The following is a 3,372-nucleotide window of genomic DNA, read 5'->3' on the forward strand; positions in this document are numbered from 1 at the left end:
CTTCATCGCCGCCCGCGCCAGATTCGGAAGCATGGGTCAGATACAAAGCCAGCGCGATCAGTGCAATGCTTGCGCCGAGATAGACCAGGTCCAGCGGTGTACCCAGACGCATGTTCAGCGCATTCTCGAACAGTGTGACGATCATGATCATCAGGATCACTTTGGCCAGGCGCGATTTAAGGTCATCCAGATTATTGATGACCAATATTTTGCTGGAAGACTTGCTGCCGTGCGCCTGGTCGATATCGCTGATGAACAGTTCGTACAGTCCCAGCGAAAAAATCAGCATCACCGTCGCCAGCAGGTAACCGTCCACCACCTCAACAATGTGCGACACCGTGCTGTCATGCAATGCCTTGCGCGCCTCGGCAGTCAGACCGGCGTCGGCGTAATGCAAAGCATGGCTGAACAAGTTCACCACATCCACGGTGGCCATGTAGAAAATCGCAATCCCCGCCAGCAGGCTGCCGATCACCGCCGTCAATATGATGAAGCGGCTGTTCCACAACGCCCCCTCGAATAATTTCTCAATAAACCCCATGCCATGCTCCCGACAATAAAAACGTCGCGCATTAAAGCGTAAATGGTCACCCCAATGCAAGCAACCCGGAAGAAAACCCCAGAAACCCGGATTTGCGGGTATCCACCGCGCGGATCGCCCGCCAGAAACCGCTCATCCCGGCTGATCCGGAACCAAACCCGGCTACCCCAGGCTGCCGGCCAAGTCAAATTATTTATCAAATTATCCAGGCCAAAATAGTGCTTGCAAAAAAATATCGACACACTAGAATTAGTCGAAAATCAGAGGGGGACCACTAGATATAGTGGTTTTTTAATTTTATGGGCTGCATAGCCCGGCTAATCCAAGGGGGGGGCGCACCGTGCTCGTTATGGAAAAAGTTTCTTCTTCAACATCCACCCGCAACAATTCCGAATCCTCCGCTTCACCCGGCACGGCCCGGGCTGAATCGTCAAAGACCGCTGCAACTCCTCCGCTGGACGACCAGCCAGCGGACAACCCGGTCTCCGCAGGAAAGACTGGCATGCCACAGGAAATCAGCACCGAAGTATTGCTGGAAAAATATGCGGAGCCCGGTGAAACCTCTGTTCAGGATGTACGCCGCCGCGTGGCGCGCGGCCTGGCGCAGGCCGAAAAATCGGAACAGCGCGCCAAATGGGAAGAGGAGTTTTTCCTGGGGCAGGAAAACGGTTTGGTGCCCGCCGGCCGCATCAACTCGGCGGCCGGTTTGAAGATTCATGCAACCCTGATCAACTGCTTTGTGCAGCCGGTGGGCGACGCGATCTCCGGCATCAGTAACGGCAAGCCGGGTATTTACGATGCCTTGCAGCAGGCCGCGGAAACCATGCGGCGCGGCGGCGGGGTCGGTTATGATTTTTCGTCCATTCGCCCCGAAGGCGCGATGGTCAAGGGCACGAATTCACGCGCCAGCGGGCCGATCTCCTATATGCGTGTGTTTGACCGTTCCTGCGAAACCGTCGAATCGGCCGGTGCACGGCGCGGTGCACAGATGGGTGTGCTGCGCTGCGACCATCCCGACATCGAAAGATTCATCCACGCCAAGGACAAGGGCGACCTGCGCAACTTCAACATTTCCGTGGGGGTCACGGATGCCTTGATGCACGCCGTGGCAAACAACGAAGACTTCGAACTGGTGCATGCCGCGGAGCCTGCCGCCGCACTCAGGGAACAAGGCGCCGCACAACGCGCCGACGGCAAGTGGGTATACCGCAAAGTGCCAGCTACCGAACTGTGGAAACAGATCATCGAAAGCACCTACGACCATGCCGAGCCGGGCGTATTGTTCATCGACCTGATGAACCGCGACAACAACCTGTCCTACATCGAGTTGATCGAGGCCACCAATCCATGCGCCGAGCAGCCGCTGCCTTCCTACGGCTGCTGCTGCCTGGGCTCGGTCAACCTGACCTGCATGGTGGACAACGCCTTCACCGCCCAGGCCACCTTCAACTACGAAAAATTCAGGAAGCTGATCCAGGTCGGCGTGCGCATGTTGGACAACGTGCTGGATGTCACCTCTTGGCCGTTGCCCGAACAGCAGAAGGAAGCGGCAAACAAGCGGCGTATCGGGCTGGGCTATACCGGGCTCGGCGATGCACTGGTGATGCTGGGCCTGCGCTACGACACCGACGCGGCGCGCACACTGGCCGCCGACCTCACGCGCTTCATGCGCGACGAGGCCTATCTCGCCTCGGTAGACCTGTCCATCGAGCGCGGCGCCTTCCCGCTGCTGGACACCGAACAGTATCTCGCCGCACCGCGCTTCGCCTCGCGGCTGCCGGAAGAAATCAAGGCCAAGATACGCAAGCACGGCATCCGCAACAGCCACCTGCTGTCGATTGCGCCCACCGGCACCATCTCGCTGGCGTTTGCCGACAACGCCTCCAACGGCATCGAGCCGCCGTTCTCCTGGTTCTATACGCGCAAGAAACGCATGATGGACGGCAGCACCAAGGATTACCCGGTGGAAGACCACGCTTGGCGCGTCTACAAGGAACAGGGCGGCGATGTGGACAACCTGCCGGCCGCGTTCGTCACCGCGCTGGAGATCTCGGCGATCGACCACATGAAGATGGTGGCCGCCGTCGCGCCGTTCATCGACACGGCGATCAGCAAGACGGTCAACGTGCCGGCCGACTACCCCTACGAGGACTTCAAGGACCTCTACACGGAAGCGTGGAAGGCCGGCCTGAAAGGCCTCGCGACCTATCGCCCCAACAGCGTGCTGGGCTCCGTGCTGTCCGTCACGCCGGCCAAGAAGGAAGAGCAGCCGCAAGACCTGCTGTTCGACCAGGACCGGCGCATCGTGCTGGAGGCTGCGCCCAACCCGACTCTCGCGTCGCTGCGCTGGCCGGGCCGGCCGGAATTGCCAAGCGGCAGCGAAGGCTGGGTCTCCCAAGTGGTGGATCATCCGCTCGGCAGTTTCGTCGTTTTTGTTTCCCACACCATGAATGGCAAGAATCATCCGTTCGAGGTCTGGGTGAACGGCGGGGAACAGCCGCGCGGGCTGGGCGCGCTGGCGAAATCACTGTCGATGGACATGCGTGCGCGCGACCCGGTGTGGCTGCGCATGAAGCTGGAAATGCTGATGAAGACCGCCGGCGACGACACCTTCGACATGCCGATGCCGCCCGACGGCGAAGTGAAGCGCATGCCCAGCCTGGTGGCGGCATTTGCGCACCTGCTGAAATTCCGCATCGAAACGCTGGGCGCACTGGAAGTCGGCGAAGGCATCACCACCCCGATGATGGACGCGCTGTTCGCCAAGAAGGAACCGAAGACCGGCACCGACGGCACGATGAGCTGGACGGTGGACATCTCCAACGCCGGCA

At 59.9% G+C, this 3,372-nt stretch carries 2 protein-coding genes; one reads left to right on the top strand and one right to left on the bottom strand.

Annotated elements, in window-relative coordinates; genetic code table 11:
• A partial coding sequence (locus tag PHS32_RS23955; RefSeq protein ID WP_301082100.1) for a YqhA family protein occupies window positions 1-541 on the bottom strand: 541 nt, incomplete at its 3' end.
• Window positions 542-1,043: 502 nt separating this feature from the next.
• Here PHS32_RS23955 and PHS32_RS23960 point away from each other — a divergent pair.
• Window positions 1,044-3,372, top strand: a 2,329-nt coding sequence (locus tag PHS32_RS23960; RefSeq protein ID WP_301082102.1) for an adenosylcobalamin-dependent ribonucleoside-diphosphate reductase, incomplete at its 3' end; no start/stop codon positions are given.

Origin of the sequence: Rhodoferax sp. (assembly GCF_028714215.1) — a bacterium.
Lineage (GTDB): Bacteria > Pseudomonadota > Gammaproteobacteria > Burkholderiales > Burkholderiaceae_C > Rhodoferax.